The 15,749-nt window shown below is 67.9% G+C and carries 9 protein-coding genes and 1 pseudogene; 7 read left to right on the forward strand and 3 right to left on the reverse strand.

Annotated features, from left to right (window positions below):
* The first annotated feature begins 323 nt into the window (after positions 1–323).
* From JQX13_RS53580 to JQX13_RS00100, 4 genes and pseudogenes are all read left to right on the forward strand, one after another.
* On the forward strand, positions 324–1,013 hold the full coding sequence (locus JQX13_RS53580) for a hypothetical protein (protein ID WP_239015564.1): 690 nt from the start codon (positions 324–326) through the stop codon (positions 1,011–1,013).
* Complete coding sequence (locus JQX13_RS53585) at positions 968–1,618, forward strand: hypothetical protein (RefSeq protein ID WP_239015565.1); 651 nt, start codon at positions 968–970, stop codon at positions 1,616–1,618. The genes JQX13_RS53580 and JQX13_RS53585 overlap by 46 nt, the downstream gene beginning before the upstream one ends.
* Positions 1,615–5,673, forward strand: a complete 4,059-nt coding sequence (locus JQX13_RS00095) for an RHS repeat-associated core domain-containing protein (RefSeq protein WP_275424975.1) — start codon at positions 1,615–1,617, stop codon at positions 5,671–5,673. The genes JQX13_RS53585 and JQX13_RS00095 overlap by 4 nt, the downstream gene beginning before the upstream one ends.
* Before the next feature lie 704 nt (positions 5,674–6,377).
* Positions 6,378–6,641 (forward strand): annotated as a pseudogene (locus tag JQX13_RS00100) (hypothetical protein); the annotation flags it as partial.
* Between the two features lie 124 nt (positions 6,642–6,765).
* Here JQX13_RS00100 and JQX13_RS00105 read toward each other — a convergent pair.
* Entirely contained in the window at positions 6,766–6,903 is a 138-nt protein-coding gene (locus JQX13_RS00105) for a hypothetical protein (protein ID WP_203407048.1), read from the reverse strand.
* 286 nt (positions 6,904–7,189) lie between these two features.
* On the opposite strand from JQX13_RS00105, the gene JQX13_RS00110 reads away from it, so the two are divergent.
* The 3 genes from JQX13_RS00110 to JQX13_RS00120 are packed head-to-tail and all read left to right on the forward strand — an operon-like array spanning position 7,190 to position 12,542.
* Positions 7,190–8,557: a hypothetical protein gene (locus tag JQX13_RS00110; RefSeq protein ID WP_203407049.1), complete on the forward strand. Its 1,368-nt coding sequence runs from the start codon at positions 7,190–7,192 to the stop codon at positions 8,555–8,557.
* Positions 8,558–8,586: 29 nt separating this feature from the next.
* Complete coding sequence (locus tag JQX13_RS00115; protein ID WP_203407050.1) at positions 8,587–11,160, forward strand: lantibiotic dehydratase; 2,574 nt, start codon at positions 8,587–8,589, stop codon at positions 11,158–11,160.
* Positions 11,157–12,542 carry a hypothetical protein gene (locus JQX13_RS00120; RefSeq protein WP_203407051.1) on the forward strand — a complete coding sequence of 462 codons (1,386 nt, stop codon included), beginning with the start codon at positions 11,157–11,159 and terminating at the stop codon, positions 12,540–12,542. The genes JQX13_RS00115 and JQX13_RS00120 overlap by 4 nt, the downstream gene beginning before the upstream one ends.
* A gap of 49 nt (positions 12,543–12,591) precedes the next feature.
* Here JQX13_RS00120 and JQX13_RS00125 read toward each other — a convergent pair whose 3' ends face one another.
* Entirely contained in the window at positions 12,592–14,058 is a 1,467-nt protein-coding gene (locus JQX13_RS00125) for a sigma-54-dependent transcriptional regulator (RefSeq protein ID WP_203407052.1), read from the reverse strand.
* Positions 14,055–15,590, reverse strand: a complete 1,536-nt coding sequence (locus JQX13_RS00130; protein ID WP_203407053.1) for a sensor histidine kinase — start codon at positions 15,588–15,590, stop codon at positions 14,055–14,057. The genes JQX13_RS00125 and JQX13_RS00130 overlap by 4 nt, the downstream gene beginning before the upstream one ends.
* Positions 15,591–15,749: the final 159 nt, after the last annotated feature.

The raw sequence follows: 15,749 nt of genomic DNA on the forward strand, positions 1-15,749 counted from the left end.
AACGGGCCCCGGCGCAGAGGCCACCCCAGCAGGCGTGGTGTTGAGCCTGGCACAGCCACGACCCACAACTCCCTGCCGCTCTCCTCGAGCCAGGGCGGCCAGGGCAGCCGTGTGCCCCATGGGGGTGCTCGCCCCCCTACAGCGGCCGCGCACCGCCTTCTGGCCCCAGCCGTCTCATCCTCCGCCTCCCCGCCCCAGCCCGCCGCCCAGCAAGAGGGCCCCCATTCCGCCATTACCTACCGCGCCGCTCGGGGATACTGTGGTGCTCCAAGATTCAGGCTAGCCGAGGTGAACCGGCTCGCGGCACGGAGAGTGCTAGCTCCATGGACACGAAGAACGCGGTGGAGAAGCGACTGGACTGGTTGAACGACCAGTGGGTGGAGTTCGCGCAATCACCCGACGCGCGGCTGCTGCGCTGGGTGGTGGAGCCCGGCGAGGTGCGCATGGTCGAGGCCTGGCTGAAGAAGGAGAGTGACGAGCGCACCGGGGAATGTCCGGACCTCTTCCTGCGATTCGACCAGCCCTTCGTGCAGCCGGAGGCATATGGGCTGGAGCTGCGCGAGACCTTGGTGGCGATGGTGGAGGAGACCCAGGAGGGGGTGAGCCTCGGACCGGTGACTCCCGGGCAGTCGGGAGCGGAGGCCTTCTTCAGCGCCTGCGAGGCGTTGCAGCGCCATTACGAGTCCGTCTGCGAGGTGTTGGCGGTGGTGCTGGTGCCGGGGGAGGTGGTGGAGGTGAAGGCCTGGCGGCAGTGGCTGGAGAAGGCCTTGACGCACCTGCGCTCGCCGAAGGTGCGGGTGGCGGTGCTGGATGATGTGCGGGTGAGGGCGCTGGAGCCGCTGGCACAGGCGGATCCCAAGCGCGTCATGACGGCGGTGGCGGACCTGGACATGGCGGGGGCCATGGAGGAGGTGGCGCGGGGGCGGCGGGCCTGGACCCGGCGGGAGGGCGCTACCGGGAGCTGCTGGTGCGGCTGGGCAATGCGGCGGGCCGCGGCGAGCTCAACCTGGTGACGCGATTGGGGGAGGAGGCGGTGGCGCTGGCGGCCGGGCAGGGGTGGATGGCACTGGTGGTGGCGGCGCGCTGGGCCATGGGAGGGGCGCTCCTGGTGGCCAGCAAGCCCAAGGAGGCGCTGGAGCACTACCGCCAGGCGGAAGCGGTCGCGGTGGATGCCGAGGCCCGGGGTGAGCCCCAGGGGGCTGAGCTGCGGCTGAAGTCCCGCATGGCGATGGGGGCGGTGCTGGTGACGATGCAGGACTGGGCGCGGGCGGCCGTGCTCTACGAGGAGTCGGCCCCCATGGCGCGCACGCTGGCCGATGCGCGCCTGGAGCTGGAGTGCTGGCGCATGGCGAGCTTCTGCCGAGAGTCCGAGCAGGAGCTGGACAAGGCCTGGGAGAGCGGCGAGCTCGCCTGGGAGGTGGGCCAGGCGCTCGTGCCCGAGGAGCGTGCCACCTCGACGCTTCCCTACGTGGCCGAGGCGAGGGTGCGGCTGGGCCGGGTCCGCCAGGGTGAGGCCGCCGCGCGGCGCCTGGAGGCCGAGGCGGAGTCGATTCTGGGCAAGGAGTGGCGGCCCGTGACCCAGGCCCCGGGCGGCCACGCAGGAGGTCAGGCGGCATGATGCCGGCGGTCAAGCACCTGGATCCGGTGTTGGGAATTGACCTCCATTTCATCATCACCCCTCCCGGGGCGGTGGTGCCCATTCCCCACCCGCATATCGGCATTGTCTTCGACCCGTTCGACTACATCCCCATCATCGGCTCCACGGTGTTGGTCAATGGATTGCCACGGGCGCAGGCGGGAACGGGCGGTGTGACGCTGCCGCCCCATTTCCCCATTGGTGGCGCCTTCGCCAAGCCGCCCGGCAACGAGAACGAGACGTTCATGGGCAGCTCCACGGTCCTCGTGGATGACGAGCCCTTCACCTACATGACGCTGCCGGTGTTGAGCTGTCAGGACATCGGCATGCCCTCGCCGCCGCGCAAGCGGGGACCGGGGGCCAAGACGCTGCTGCTTCCCACCTCGATCGCGCTGTCCATTCCGGCGGGGCCGCCCGTGATCGTGGGAGGGCCGCCCACGATTTCCCTCTCGGGGTTGATGATGAGGCTGGCCCTGGGCGCGCTGCTCAAGGGGCTCAAGAAGCTGCGCCAGCTGCAGAAGGCCAGCCGGAAGATGAAGGCCGTGTCCGATCGCCTCCACAAGGCCTTGGACAAGGTCCTGGACAAGGTGGGGTTGGGCAAGGGCGGGCGCGATTGGCTCCACAAGAAGCTCTGCACCCTCACCGGACACCCCGTGGACGTGGTGTCGGGGCGCGTGGTGACCGAGGCGGTGGACTGGGAGCTACCGGGGCCCATTCCGCTCAAGTTCGAGCGCAACTACTCCTCGAGCCTCTCCTGGCGCGACTCGCCGGTGGGCCACGGCTGGAGCCACTCGCTGGACCTGGCGGTATGGGAGGCGCCGGGGAAGGTGGTGTTCCGGGCGGAGGATGGGCGGGAAATCGAATTCGATGTGAGCCATTTCCCCAAGCAGCGGGCGCCCCTGGGCCAGGCGGTATTCGCGCCGGTGGACCGGCTGACCCTCAGGCGGATGGGGGAGCTGCAGTGGAGCGTGGAGACCGCGGGCGGGCTGGTGCACGAGCTGCGCTACGTCGGAGGCGGGCAGCCCGGGTTGTGCCGGGTGACGCGCACGCGCAACCGGACCGGGCATGCCATTCATTACGAGTATGACGAGCACGGGCGATTGGACTGGGTGGTGGACAGCGCGCGGCGGCGGCTGCGCCTCGAGCACGACGCGAAGGGACGGTTGGTGCGAACGTGGTTGCCCCACCCCACGCAGCCGGGGCTCGTGCCCTACAACCGGTATGTGTACTCGGAAGCGGGCGACCTGGTGGCGGCCCATGACGCGCTGGAGCACTCCGCCCGCTACGAGTACAGCGGCCACCTGTTGGTGCGCGAGACCGACCGCACCGGCCTGAGCTTCTACTTCGAATACGAGGGGGAGGGGGCGGACGCCTGGTGCGTGCACACCTGGGGCGATGGCGGCATCTACGACCACCGGCTCTTCTACAACAGGGAGAAGGGCGTCACCGAGGTCACCAACTCCCTGGGCGACACCACCGTGTATTTCTCGGATGGCCGCGGCGTGGTGGTGAAGGAGGTGGACCCGCTCGGCAATGTCTGGCGGCGCGACTTCGACGAGGCCATGCGTCTGGTGAAGGAGGTGGACCCGCTCGGTAATGCCACACTGTATGAGTACGATAAGCAAGGCAACCTGACCAAGCAGTCCGGGGCTGCCGGGGCCACCGTATGTATCAAGTATGACGAACGCAATCTCCCCGTGTGTGCCACCGATCCGATGGGGGGAGAGTGGAGCTGGCAGTATGATTCCTGGGGTCAACTGGTTGAGGAAGTCAACCCTCTGGGAGAGCGGCAGCGGTATGTGTATTCGGGGAGCTTGTTGGTAGCCTTCGTGGGCGCGCAAGGCGGACGGACGACCCTGACCTATGATGAGTCCGGAAGCCTGGCTGGAATGAAGGACCCGGCAGGCAGTCAGGTATGGCTCAAGCACGACAGGCTCGGGCGGCTCGTGAACGCGAGAGACGAGCATGGTGCAACCTGGCGCGTCACGCGGGACATCCTTGGCCGCGAGATCCGCCAGGAAGAGACAACAGGCGATACGCTGGAGATGAGCTACAACGCGGAAGGCTACCTGCTGGAGATCCGGGGAGCGCTGCGGCAGGTCACCTTCGGTTACGCGGGATTCCATCAGATTGCCAGCCGGCAAGAAGGGGGCGCGCGCTTCCTGTTCAGGCGCGACACGGAAGGCCAATTGGTGGAGGTGGTGAACGCGGCGGAGGAAGCCTACCGGTTCGAGTTGGATGCCTGTGGTCGTGTCACCCAGGAGATAGGGTTTGATGGCAGGACTTGGCGGTATGAATACGACGCAGCGGGCCGTCCTTGCCGGGTCGTCCATCCCAGTCAGCGCGCCGACCGGTTTGCCTTCGACAAGGCGGGTCGGCTGAGCGAAGTGCTCTACGGGGATGGGTCCTTCCGCCGTTTCCGCTACCGCCCGGATGGCATGCTGGTGGAAGCCGAGTGCGAGAGCGGAAACGTGGTGCTCGAGCGTGACGCGGTAGGCCGAGTGGTGCGCGAGCAACAGCCGTGGGGTTGGGTGGCGTCAGACTATGAGACAGGCACTGGGCGGGTTCAGGTCCGCAGCTCGCAGGGGTCACAGCAGCAGATCGTCCGGGATGTGCTGGGTCAGGTGCAGAGTCTGACAATGACCTCGCCTCGCAGGCCCGCCCCCTGGGTGGCATGGTTCGCCAATGCAGGTGGGCAGGAGGTGGAGCGACGGTTCCCGGGAGGTGTTGTTTCAAGCTGGCAGTACGATGCCGCAGGCCGTCCGCTCACCCACTTCACCCGAGTGAGAAGCGAGCTCGAGTTGCAGCGAGCCTACCGGTGGCGGGGAGAGGAGCAACTCGCCGCCTTGATCGATGCATGGCAAGGTACAACCAGCTACCTCCACGATGCGCGCGGCAGATTGGTGGGCGCCAGACTGGCGGATGGCAGCTCGCAGTACCACGTCATGGATTCGGTGGGTAACCTCTTCAAACAGCCGGACAGGAGTGACCGGCACTACGGTCGCGGGGGATGGCTGGAGCAGGCAGACGGCGTACGCTACACCTACGACGAGGAGGGCAATCTCACCGCTCGTCATGAGCCGGATGGAGGGGTCTGGCGCTACTTCTGGAGCGGCACTGGACTGTCGCGCGAGATCCACCGCCCAGACGGCAAGTGCGTCCGTTTCGAGTACGATGCTTTTGGCCGCCGGACGCGCAAGCAACTCCTGGCTCAGGGTGATGGCCCGGCCGAGCGTGTCGAGTCCGAGAACCGCTGGCTTTGGGATGGCCCCCTTCCGCTCGAGGAAGAGTCATCCCTCGATGGGCTCACGACCTGGGTCTTCAAACCCGATACCCTGGCACTGCTTGGCAAGGAAGATGATGCCGGCCGTTACTCCGCGGTGACCGATCACCTGGGTGTACCCTCTTCGCTCTACGACGAAGCCGGTCAACCGGCTTGGCGTGCGGCGCTGGACCTCTTCGGGTGTCCCCAGGTGGAAGTGGATGGGACGCCTTGCCCCTGGCGATGGCCGGGGCAGTACGAGGATCCGGAGACCGGGCTCTACTACAACCGCTTCCGCTATTATGATCCACGTACAGGCTGCTATATCAGCCAGGATCCCATCCGACTGGCAGGAGGACTCGAGCTTTATGCCTATGTGCCTGATCCTCTCATTTGGATGGATCCCTTCGGCCTCGCGGGCATTCTCAACAGGGGCGGGGCATTTTCCGTGCTTGACAAAGCCAAACTGGCGGGCCAAGTGGGTCACCATATGCCGCAGAATGCCTTCCTCCAGCTGGTTGGCATTCCGAGAGGTGCTGGACCTGCGCTGGGTATGACGGATGCGGACCATGCGCTGACTCGCACCTTCAGGGGCAAGGGCAAGTTCACCATGCGTATCGACGCGGGCTTGTCCGCACGGCAGCGGCTGGCCCTCGACATCCGAGACATCCGAAAGCTCTTCGGATCCAAATATAACAAGGGATTGAGGGAAGTCATCGAATATGCGCAGAACCATCCTGACTTCAAGAAGCCTCCCAAGGCTCCATGCAAGTGAAAGGCTCAGCTCATGACTCGAACCATGGAAAAGTGGGGACCCCAGCTGGAGCAATCCGGGTGGATCGTCATTCCTGGTGACGCCAGCGCTTCGCACCTCTTTGGTGGCCGTTCATGGCAAATCCAGGGAGGAGCCGATTCATTTCCAGCACCGGGGCTGTTGCTATCCCTGGACCTGGGAGCCCTGCCGGAGGCGGGCTTCGCGGCAGGGTCTCAACTTCCCCTGGCGCTCCATTACAACTGCGATCTGGGCGAGCAAGCGCAGGAGTACGAGTTCGATGTGCAGACAAAGCAGATCAAGTGGCTCGCGGGTAATTGTGCCTCCGGGCATCCACTTCCCCTTGAGGATCGGCTTCCCGAGCCACTGCCCGAGCGGCACGTGTCACTTCGTCCCATGACGCGTGACGAGGTTCCCGGTGATGAAGACCGGTATTGGGCGGCGTGTGACAGTTTCTTGGGGGGGAGTGGTTTTCTCCGGGTCCTGGGTGCTCCCGTCTGGCTCTCGGAGCCGATGGAGGCAGTCTGCGGTTGCGGACAGCACATGCGGTATGTTGCCAGCCTGGGGTATGAGGTATTTGGCAGACCCTCGCTATTTCTCGAGGGGGAGCAGGTGCTCTTTTTGGGAGAGATGGCGTTCTACTTCTTCCTCTGCGCGGATTGTCGCCGGGTCCGCGTGCTCTCCCAGTCCTCGTGAGCAGGCGTCAGCTGGCCGCGTGCTTCGAGGAGGCCCCGCCCGAGCAGCAGCGGGAGTGGCGCGAGGCCATCGCGCGGCACCACCAGCAGCTCGCGGTGTGGGCGGAGAATTGCCCGGAGAACTTCCGCGCGCTCGAGCGGCTCGTCTTCGCGGAGCGGGCCCGCCTCGACGGGCGCTCGGAGGAGGCGACGCGGGCCTACGAAGAGGCCATCCGCGTGGCCCGGGAGAACGGGGCCACGCAGTACCTGGGGCTGGCCTTCGGGCTCCACGCGAGCGCGCTGGCGGCGCAGATGCTCAAGGGCCAACTCACCCTGAAGAGCAAGGGGCCGGGCCAGGGCGCCGTCGCCACGCTGGAGCTTCCACTCACCTCGGCAGGGGCTCCGTAGCGGCCTGGTAGAGTCAGCCCCCGAGCTTCGTGAACTGATGGGGGTAGCTCGACGCCGGTCCGGAGGCGAGCTCCACGAACAGGCTCACCTCGAAGTAGATGGCGCCCACTCCGGCCACCACCTCACCGACGTAGGCGTTCCGCCTCCTCACCCGGCGTGAAGAGCTTGATCCGCCGCGTACCCGCGCAGGTGCCATCCATCGTCCAGAGGTCGTTGTGTCTTCCTCGTCCTGGGCGAAGAAAATGACTCACATCGCAGCTCGCCAGCGCAACAATCATTGTCACCCCCGCACATACCAGCGAACCCCATAGGGGTAACCATGTATGGGGGTTGCTCGATCCACCCCCATGTCAGACGGGGCGGGTACTGGTGCAGCACGCGTCTCTTCCGGGATACGGCTGAATTCCAGGGAAGAACACTCCTCGACAGGGATCACAATGAGCGACTCAGTGGCGATGGAGGCCGCCTCGTTCTACGACGGGCTCCTGACGGATGGTCTTGCCGGACCGATGCACGAACAGTTCGCGGACGCCATGCGCGCCCGAAAGCTGCTCTTCGGAGACAGGCTCCGCTGCAACGTGCTCCGTCCTCGCTTCATTGGCGAGCGCACCTATCAGGAGGTGCAGCGCGGGGCCGTCGTCGTCACCCGCGCGCTGACGAGCCTCCACGACCGGCTCGCCCGCAGCGCGGAACTGCGCCAGGAGCTCGGCGTCCCTCCCCTCATCGAGGCGTTCGCGAATCTCGACGGCGGCACGGCGGTGGACCCCATCGTCGGGCGCCTCGATGGTCTGTTGGACACCACGGGGAGCATCCAGTTCATCGAATACAACCCCATCCCCGGGGCCAGCATCGAAGTGGATGAGCTCGCGGATATCTTCCGCGAGTTGCCGCCCATGCGGCGGCTCGCGGAACGCTACGACTGCTACGCGCCACCCACCCGGCCGCCGCTGATGGAAGCGCTGCGCAGGAGTACCGCCCAGATGGGTGTGGGCGCCCGGCCCCCGGGCGTGGCCATCGTCGGTGTCATCGCCGCCAAGAACCAACCCAGCATCGACACGCTGCAACAGTTCCTGCAACAGCAGGGAGCGCCCGTGCGGGTGGCCTCGCCCGTGGACGATTGGGAGCTCCTCCCGGAGGGTCTCCATGTCGGGGGCACCCGGGTGGATGTCCTCGTCTTCCCCTACATCGCCACCGCGTTGGAGCTGGTCACGCGCCACAGCGCCCGCCACCCCGTGGTCGAGGCGGTCCGCTCGGGGCGGGCCTTTATCCTCAATGGCATGTTCCGCAGCATGCTCCTGGGCTCCAAGCAGCTCTTCGCGCTCCTGAGTGATCCGGAGTGCGCCCACCTGGGAGACCCGGAGCTCATCGCGGAGGCCCGCTCCTACGTGCCGTGGACCCGGCGGGTGCGAGAGGGAAAGACAATCCACGAGGGCCGGAAGGTCGACCTGCTGGAGCATGTCCGCGAGCACCGCGAGCGCTTCGTGCTCAAGCCGGAGCATGGCACCGGTGGAGAGGGCGTCGTGCTCGGCCGGGAGTGCTCGGCGGAGGACTGGGAGGCGGCCCTGGAGCGCGCACGGGCAGTCCCCCACGTCGTGCAGGAGCGTGTCGAGACGCCCCGTGAGTCCTATCCCGTCCCGTCCGTGGAGGGCTTGCGCTTCGAGGAGCATCACTCGGATCTCAATCCCTACGTCTGGAGTGACAGCTCCGTGTCCGGCTGCATGGTGCGTCTGGCGAAGGGCGCACTGCTCAACATGAACGCGGCGGGCTCGATGACCCCCCTCTTCGTCATCCGTGGCCGGCGGTGAGCCGCCCCCCTCCCCCGAGGACATCCCCCATGACCACTGCTCCAAAGCCGAATTCCACTCCTCCGCCAATGCCTCACCACCTGCGCTCCCTGGGATACGGCTGGTCGGTGTGGAAGGACTTCCTGCTGCGCGGCGCGGGCTTTCCCGTGAAATACATCCTCCAACTGGGGAGCCCCGAGCTCGCCAGGAGCGTCGACCGGATGCTCGAACTCGAGCGGGAATTGCGTGAGGCGATCGCCACCGCGGACCGGCTCTGTGAGCAGCAGCAACACCAGCTCCATGGCCCCCGGTGGAAGTTGCTCACCCGGGTGCGCAAGGCATTGAGGACGGGCCACTACGCGAAGCTGGCGGAGTGGGACGGACCCGGAGCGGAGGAATTGGAGCGGGTGCGCCGGGCGGCGGAGGTGCTCGAGGCCCACCGGCTCCAGACGGGTCAGGCCCTGGAGTGGGAAAACCTGCGGCTGGGCACGGAGCTGCGACACTTGTCCCGGCAGGAGCGCTTTGGGGAGGCGGTGCTCTGGCAGAACCGCACCGCCTATCACACGGGCGTGAGGCACCTGCTGGAGACCCCCGTGGGCGATCGGAGCAGCTCCGCTCGCTCCAAGGAGCGCTTCGTCGCCAACTACGCCCAGCGCTACTGCACCAAGAACGACTCCATCGGATTCTTCGGGCCCACGGCCTGGGGGGAATTCCTGGAGGAGGGGGCGCCGCTCACCTGCCGTCCCGGACCCGACCTCCTCGGCGCCAGGCGGACCTTCCTGGAGTATTGGGCCGTGGACGCGCTGTGCGCCGTGCTCTCCGCCCTGCCCGACATGCGGCCCTGGATGGCGCCCCGGCGCATGCCCCTCGTCCGGCTCGAGGGCTCGACCCTGTACACCCCACTGGGCACCGATGAGCTGGAGCCCCTCGAGGCCCGGGTGTTCGCGGCGTGTGACGGAGAGCGGACCGCAGCGTCCATTGCTCGCAGCCTGCTCGAGGAGCCCCCGCCCGGCCCGCGCACCGAGCAGGACGTCTACGAGGTGCTCGAGGGGCTCGCCTCCCGGAGGCTCATCTTCTGGGCGCTGGAGGTACCCACGTCGGGCCGGAGCACCTTCACGGGCATCCTGCGCGCGCAACTCGAGCGCATCGAGGACGCGCCCCTGCGTGAGCACGCGCTGTCCATGCTGGGCGAGTTGGAAGCCGCCCGCGAGTCCGTGGCCCGCGCGGCCGGCGACGTCGGAGCCCTGGACGTAGCCCTGGGGCAGGTGGAGGAGACGTTCTCCCGTCTCACCGGCGCCGCCTCCTCCCGCAAGGGGGGCCAGCTCTACGCGGGGCGCACCCTCATCTACGAGGACTGCCGCCGGGACATGGAGATCTCCGTGGGCCCGCAGCTGCGCGAGCGGCTGGGCCCCACGCTCGCCCTGCTGCTCCAGGGCAGCCGCTGGGTGACGTACCACATGAGCCTCGCATACGCGGACGTGTTCATGCGGCTCTACGAGGAGGCCCGGAGCGAGGCGGGCTCGGACACGGTGGAGATGACCCACTACTGGGTGCGCATGGCCGAGCAGATCCCCAAAGCCGGCGGCAGCTTCCCGGAAACGGTGCAGGCCGTGCTCACCGAGTTCCAGCGTCGCTGGTCGGCACTGTTCGGACTTCCCTCGGACGCCCGGCGGATCGAGCTGTCCAGCCAGGCGCTCCTGCCACGCATCGCCGAGACCTTCGGCGCCCCCGGGCCCGGCTGGCCCACGGCCCGCCAGCACTCACCGGACATCATGATCGCCGCGAGGAGCGTCGAGGACATCGCGCGGAACGACTACCGGTTCGTCATCGGCGAGCTCCACATGGGGATGAACACGATCGACCAGGAGCTCTTCTCCGATGACCACGACCAGCCCTCCCTGCTCGGCGAGTGGATGGGCCACGACCTCCAGCGGGGGCGCGTCACGCCCACCATTCCGAAGGCCATCGCCTCCAGCCGCGCCTCCTATGGCCTCACCTGGCACCCGGAGGACGCCTGCGTCGAGTTCGAGGAGGCCCGCTCCTTCCGTTCCCGGTACCGGACGTTCGCCATCGCCGATCTGGTGATTCAACGGCTCGATGGGCGGCTCCAGGTCCGCACCCGGGATGGGCGCGAGCGGTGGGACCTCATCGCCTTCCTCGACGCCCTGCTGTCCAGTCCCCGTATCTCGATGCTGCCCGCCGCCTCGCACACGCCCCGTATCACCGTGGATGGCGTCGTCGTGTGGCGCGAGAGCTGGCAGTTCACGCCGGAGGACATGGCCTTCGCCCATCGCGAGTCCGCGCTGGAGCGGTTCGCCGGGGCCCGGGAGCTGGCCCTCGCCCATGGCCTGCCCCGGTTCATGTTCGTCAAGGCCTCGGCCGAGAAGAAGCCCTGCTACCTCGACCTGTGCAGCCCGCTCTACGTCGAGAACCTGGCGCACCTGGTCCGCCGCTCCACCTCCATCACGCTGAGCGAGATGATCCCCGCCCCCGACGAGTGCTGGCTGTCGGATGCCCGGGGCGACACCTACACCTGCGAGCTGCGCATCGTGGCCGTGGATCCAGAGCCGTGGTCCCCGCGCCGGGTCCCCGAGTCGCAAACCCCCACCGCGAGGCCCGAATGAAGCCCTCCCTGATCGCCGAGGTTGTCGAGCACTACCACCAACTCCTGATGGACGAGCACCTGGAGAGCACCCTGGAGGTGCTCGCCCGCCGGCTCGGGCGGGGGCAGCTCGTCTTCGACGGCCGCTCCGTCTGTGAGGTATTGCGTCCGCGCTTCATCGAGGCCCAGGTGCACGAGGACGCGTGGTACGCCTCCAGGCAGGTGATGAAGGGACTGGCGTCTCTCTACCGGCATGCCGCTCGGGATGGCGCGCTCCGCCGCACCCTGGGGCTGATGGCCGAGGAGGATGCGCTGGTCCGGATCGATGCCATGGGGCGGGTGCCCTGTGTCGTCAGCCGGCTGGATGGACTGCTGGGGGAGGATGGCCAGCTCAAGTTCATCGAGCACAACACCACCCCGGGGGGCATCGTCTTCACGGATTCCCTCTCGGCGGCCTTCCAGGAGATGCCCATCATTCGGGTGATCGCGAACCGCTACGCGATGGCCGGTCCGAGCGCCCGCGCCGGATTGAGCCATGCCCTGCGCGAGCTGCGGGGCCTGCCGGGCAAGAACGGCTCGCGGAGCCTGACCGTCATTGGACTGACAGGGGGCGAGGGAGGATCCGAGCTCAAGAATCAATCCGAGGCGAGGATGCTCCTGAAGCAGGTGGCGGAGCAGGGCGTCCGCGTGACGACCGCCCGGCTCGACGAGGAATGGAGCCTGCGGGACGGCACGCTCTGGCGCGAGGGCGTCTCGGTGGAGCTCATCCTCTTCGCCTCTCGCGCGGCCGCGGAGTCCTTGCTGCGGGAGCACGGCTCCGACCATCCCATCGTGAAGGCGGTCCAGGGCGGCGCGGCTTTCGTCTTGAATGGGATGTTCCGCTCCGCGCTCCTCTATTCCAAACAGCTCTTCGCGGCGCTGAGCGATCCCGCGTTCTCCTACCTCTTCGATGCGGACACGGCCACCGCCTTCCGCCGCTACATCCCCTGGACACGCATCGTGCGTGAGGGAAGGACCCCGTATGAGGGGCGGACGGTGGATCTCCTGCCCTTCGTCGCCGAGCACCGGGAGCGGTTCGTCCTGAAGCCGGGGCGCGGCTACGGCGGAGACGGCGTGGTGCTGGGCTGGAAGTGCACGTCCGAGCAATGGGCCCGCGCGCTCCAGCATTTCCTCGAGGAGCGGCCCGGGGTCGTGCAGGAGCGGGTGCACGTCCCCACGGAGGCCTATCCCGTCCTCCAGGAGGGCCGGCCCGTCTTCGAGGAGCACTACGGGGATCTCAATCCCTATGTCTGGGGTGACTCACACGCGGAGGGCTATTGCGTGCGGGTGGCGCGCAATCCCTTGCTGAACATGAGCGCGGGCGAAGGCCAGATGGTGCCGCTGTTCGTCGTCGACCGCAGGTGATGCCAGGAGCAGTGCAAGCGATACGGAGCAAAGTCTTGGGAACCGGGGCTCAACGCCCGTTGCTCATGTCCTTGAAGTCCGCGGCCGACAGACCGTGCCGGCGCAGCAGCTCGTAGAAGTCGGTGCGGTTGCGCCCCGCCATGCGTGCCGCGGCGCTCACGTTCCCTCCGCAGCGACGCAGGGCCTCGATCAGGTAGTCGCGCTCGAAGGCGTCACGCGCCTCGCGGAGGGTGGGCAGCGGGGCCTCGGTCCCGAGCAATCGGGGAGTGCTGGCACCGGGTGCGCTCTCCTCCGCCGATGGGTGCTCGGAGCGAGGGGACGGCTGCACGAGGTGGATCAAATGCTCCGCCCGCAGCTCCTCGGAGGCCGCCAGCAGGACGGCTGCCTCCATCACGTTGAGCAGCTCGCGCACGTTGCCCGGCCACGAGTAGTCCCGCAGAATCTGGAGGGCATCCGCGCTCAGGCGCGGCACCCGCATCCCGTTGTGTGCCGCGGCCCGCTCCAGGAAGAGCTGGGCCAGCAGCGGAATATCCTCCGGGCGCTCGCGCAACGACGGCATGGTGATCGGCACCACGCACAGCCGGTAGTAGAGATCCTCGCGGAAGCGCCGCACCTCCACCTCCTCGCGGAGATCCCGGTTGGTGGCCGCCACCACCCGCACGTCCGCCTCCTCCTCGGTGCTCGAGCCCACCCGGGTGTAGCGCCGCTCCTGCAACACCCGCAGCAGCTTCACCTGCACGCTGGGAGGCGCCTCCCCCACCTCGTCGAGGAAGAGCGTCCCGCCCCGAGCGGCCCCGAAGAGCCCCTCGCGCGACTGGGTGGCGCCGGTGAAGGCCCCCTTCACGTGGCCGAACAGCTCACTCTCCAGCAGCTCCGGAGGCAGCGCCCCGCAATTCACCGCGACGAAGGGCCCGTGCGCGCGACGGGAGAGCCCATGCAGCAACCGCGCGGCGAGCTCCTTGCCCGTGCCCGACTCGCCGAGCACCAATACCGTGGCATCCGACGGCGCCACCCGGGCGATGTGCGCACGCACCTGGGTGATGGCCGGACTTCCGCCAATCAGCCGCTCGCGAGGAACGCCGGCCACGATGCGGCGCAGGTCGTCCACCTCGCGTTGCAAGGTCGTGCGCTCGAGCGCGTGCACCAGCTTCTGCACCAGCTCGTGGTCCTGGAAGGGCTTGGTGAGGAAGCCATAGGCGCCCCGGCGCATGGCCTCCACCGCCGTCTCGATGGTCCCGTGCGCGGTGAGGATGACCACCGGCAGCTCCGGGATGCGCTCGCGCGCCAGGGCGAGAATCTCCAGGCCATCCGCGTCTCCCAACCGGAGGTCGAGCACCATCGCGTCGACCTCGCCGCGATCCACCCGCGCGAGCGCCTGCTGGCCCGTGGGGACGATCGACACCCGCATCCCCTGTGCCTCCAGGCGCAGGGAGATGAGCTCACACAGCTCGAGGTCATCATCCACCACCAGCACGCGGTTGGCGGGAGAGGACAGGGGCTGGGAGGACGGGCTCATGCGGGGCTCCGGTCGGAGGGCGACAGAGACGGCGTCGCATCGGAAGAGTAGCGGGACGAGACGGGGCGATCGAGCGGGATCCAGACGGCGAAGGCCGCTCCCGGGCCAGGCTCGTCGAGGAGCGCCACCTCGCCTCCATGCATGCGCATCATCTCGCGCGCCAACGGCAGGCCCAGGCCAATCCCGGGCGTGGAGGCGTTGTTGCCCACGGGCGAGGTGAAGAAGCGCTCGAAGAGCCGGTCGCGCTCCTCGGGCCGGACTCCCGGCCCCTCGTCGCGAACCACCACCCGGGCCCAGGAGGAGCCGGATGCGTCGTGTCCCGGAGGTCCCTCCTGGGTGACGGTGCGCACCATCCGAACCTTCTGCCCCCGCGAGGAGACGCGGATGGCGTTGCCCAGGAGGTTGGCCACCGCGCGCTCGATGAGGGCGCCGTCGAGCAACGCGGGAGACAACGCCCCCTCGGTCTTCAACTCCAGCTCGACCCCGGCCGCATCGGCCTCACTCCGCATGTCCTCCATCGCGCGGAGGAGCACGTCATCCAGCAGGCAGCCCGCCTCGCGCCGCAGGGCCTTTCCAGACTTCACGCGCGACATGTCGAGCAACGCGGACACCAGGCGGATCTCCCGCTCGCAGGCACTGCGGGCCAGCTCCACCACCCGCCGCTGCTGCTCATTGAGTGGACCGGTGGTGCCATCCGCCATCAGCCCGAGCGCGGTCCGCAGCCGCGTGAGCGGCGTCCGGAGATCGTGCGACACGGAGGCCACGAAGGCGTCCTTGAGCTGATCGATCTCCGCCAGGCGCGCGCGCGTCCGCTCCAGCTCGGAGGCCAGCTCCTGCACCTCGAGCGGCCCTCCCACCGGGGCGATGGGGTTGAAGTTCCCCTGTCCCACCTGCTGGGCCTGCGTGGAGAGCAACTCCAGGGGACGGGTCACCCCTCGCGCCATCCAACGCGCCACGCCCCAGGCGGCCAGCACCGCCAGGGCGCCGAACACCAGCCCCACGCCAATCGCGGTGGCGCCAATGGCATAGGCCTCGGCTTCCCGCTCGAGGACCACCTCGTGAAGGGAGTGCACGATGGCGATCCACGCATCCGTGAGGCTCTCGTCCCAGGAGAGCCGCTTCTCACGCATCACGGGATCGAACAGGCGGGCGCAGGTGTTCTCCTCGATGACGTACCGGGCGTACGTGCGGTAGTGATCCGCCGTGCTCCGGATGCTCGGCTGGATGGACTCTCCGTGCTCGGCCAGCAGCGTCTCCAGCTGATGCAATGGCGCCAGCATGGAGCTCGCCACCCGTGGCCCCACGGTCGGGTCGCGCTCACAGGCCAGGATGGCGTGCCGAGCGGCGACCTCGATGCCCCAGGCGGCCTGATGAACGGCCTCCTCTTCCTGAACCTTCCCCAGATGTTCCTCGCGGATCTCCGTGAGGAGGCTCGTCATACGAACCAGGGCCACCACGGCGAACGCGGCGGCACCAAGAAGGACGGCGGTGAGCAGGGCGTGGGAGATGAGCAGACGCTGAACGAGGCGCATGTCTTGTGCGGGCTCCGAGGAGCGCGTCCTAACGCGCTCCTCATGACCATGCACGCGTGAGTGTATCCGGTTGTTCACCTTCCAGTCGTAGCGTCGGCTGGAACAGACAGGTGTCTGTTCAACCCCCCAGGAGCGGTGTCGGCTCGCACCGACAGGGGG

The sequence above is a fragment of the Archangium violaceum genome (genome assembly GCF_016859125.1).
GTDB classification, from domain to species: domain Bacteria; phylum Myxococcota; class Myxococcia; order Myxococcales; family Myxococcaceae; genus Archangium; species Archangium violaceum_A.

Bases quoted from the DNA above. Each gene is read 5' to 3' on its own strand.
- JQX13_RS00130 (WP_203407053.1), bottom strand. From the start codon at position 15,590: ATGCGCCTCGTTCAGCGTCTGCTCATCTCCCACGCCCTGCTCACCGCC.
- JQX13_RS00125 (WP_203407052.1), bottom strand. From the start codon at position 14,058: ATGAGCCCGTCCTCCCAGCCCCTGTCCTCTCCCGCCAACCGCGTGCTG.
- JQX13_RS00120 (WP_203407051.1), top strand. From the start codon at position 11,157: ATGAAGCCCTCCCTGATCGCCGAGGTTGTCGAGCACTACCACCAACTC.
- JQX13_RS00115 (WP_203407050.1), top strand. From the start codon at position 8,587: ATGACCACTGCTCCAAAGCCGAATTCCACTCCTCCGCCAATGCCTCAC.
- JQX13_RS00110 (WP_203407049.1), top strand. From the start codon at position 7,190: ATGAGCGACTCAGTGGCGATGGAGGCCGCCTCGTTCTACGACGGGCTC.
- JQX13_RS00095 (WP_275424975.1), top strand. From the start codon at position 1,615: ATGATGCCGGCGGTCAAGCACCTGGATCCGGTGTTGGGAATTGACCTC.
- JQX13_RS53580 (WP_239015564.1), top strand. From the start codon at position 324: ATGGACACGAAGAACGCGGTGGAGAAGCGACTGGACTGGTTGAACGAC.